The organism is Streptomyces sp. NRRL S-920 (genome assembly GCF_000717945.1).
Lineage (GTDB): Bacteria > Actinomycetota > Actinomycetes > Streptomycetales > Streptomycetaceae > Streptomyces > Streptomyces alboniger.
Window position 1 is genome coordinate 1 of the sequence record NZ_JODF01000135.1, and the last position, 1,735, is coordinate 1,735.

Sequence of the window (1,735 nt, forward strand, 5' to 3'; positions counted from 1 at the left end):
GGCCTGGTGTGGGCGGGGGCGGTGTAGGCGGGGTCGGTGTTGCGTTGCCCGGGCCGCTCGATCATGTGGGTGGGGTGTTGCGGCGGGTGACCGGGTTTCCCGGGTGGGACGGGTTTCCGTTGCGGGACGCGCTGGCGGAGCGGCTCGGGCTGCCCGTCGTCGTGGACAAGGACACCAACGCCGCCGCCCTCGGCCTGGCCCTCGCGGGCGCCGACGCCGCGGGTTCCTTCGCGTACCTGCACTTGGGGACCGGCCTCGGTGCCGGGCTCGTGCTTGGCGGTGCCCTGCACCGCGGGGCCCGTACCGGCGCGGGCGAATTCGGCCACCAAGTGCTCCAGTTGGACGGCCCGCCCTGCGAGTGCGGGGACCGCGGCTGCGTCGAGGCGCTGTGCCTCGCCGCCGTCGCCCGGGGCGAACTGGACGAGGCCGCGAGGGTCCTCGGCACGGCCGCGGGCAATCTGGTGGGGCTGCTCGACATCGACCGTGTCCTGCTCGGCGGCCGGACGGTGTTCGCCGCCGATGAGCTGTTCGTACGGGGTGTGGGGGCCGTCGTCGCCGAGCGCGTCCGGCGGAGCGGCGGGGCGGCGGAGGTGCCCGTCGCCCTCGCCCCGGGAGGGGAGCGCGCTGTCGCGGAGGGGGCGGCCCAGCTTGTCCTCGCGCCCTTGTTCGGGCGCGCGTCTGCGGTCGGCGCCTCCACCGGCGGCGGTGTCGTGGGCGGTGTCCTTGCGGGCGGCGCCCCTCGCGAACAGTAGAGCGGTCACCGGAGACGCCGCCGCCCCAGGAGGGCCCGGCGGGCGGCACGACCGGCACCGGTGGAGGGGGCGACGATGGCCGCTTCCGGGGGCGGCCGGTTCTCAGAGGGCGAGGGCGCCTCGCAGGGGGATCGACGGCCTGGCGGCGGCTGAGTGAGCGCCGCCCACCCCGCCAATCGCAATCGACCGGATCTCGACTGAACGTGGGGTTCTCGACCGGCCGATCGGGCCTACCAGGGGGTGGCACCGCCGCGCGGCCGGATCCGCGTGGCAGGGTCTCTGGCCACGACCGTCACCTCCCGGCCGCCGCCCGCCACGGCTTGTCGGCGGCGCCAACTCCGCGCGGGTAGCCCGCACTCGGGCCGCTCGGCGCGCTCGGTCCGGCCTCCGGGCCGGTGTTCAGCCCAGCAAAGGTGTGCCATGCGATTCCGCAGTCCCCCCACCTTCGGCGTCGCCACCGCAGCCGTCGCCTCCGCGACCGTTGCCGCCACCCTGGCCTCCGCCGTACTCGGCATGCCCGCCGCGGCGGCTACGCCGGGCCGCCCACAGGCCGCCCCGCAGGTACGCCCCGCCACCTTCGCGTCCGCCGCGCTCGGCATGCCCGCGGCGGCTGCGCTGGGCCGTCCACCGGCCGCTCCGCAGGTACGTCCCGCCACCCTGGCCTCCGCCGTACTCGGAACACCCGCCGCGCCAGGCCGCCTACCGGCCGCACCGCCGCAGGTACATCCCGCCGCCTTCGCCTCCGCCGTAACCGGAACACCCGCCGCGGCTGCTGCGCCTGGCCGCCCACCGGCCGCCGCCCCGCAGGTACGCCTCGCCACCCTGGCCTCCGCCGTACTCGGAACACCCGCCGCACCAGCCCACCCAGCGGCCGCCCCGCAGGTACATCCCGCCACCTTCACCTCCCCCGCGCTCAGAACACCCGCCTTGGCGCCCGCGCCAGCCCACCCACTGGCCGCCGCCCCGCAGGCCCGCCCCGCCAC

The 1,735-nt window shown here is 77.2% G+C and carries 1 protein-coding gene and 1 pseudogene; both read left to right on the forward strand.

Annotated elements, in window-relative coordinates; genetic code table 11:
• A partial coding sequence (locus IG54_RS0137160; protein ID WP_158709017.1) for an ROK family protein occupies positions 1-752 on the forward strand: 752 nt, incomplete at its 5' end.
• A 420-nt stretch (positions 753-1,172) separates the two neighbouring features.
• A pseudogene (locus tag IG54_RS42390) lies at positions 1,173-1,735 on the forward strand (hypothetical protein); the annotation flags it as partial.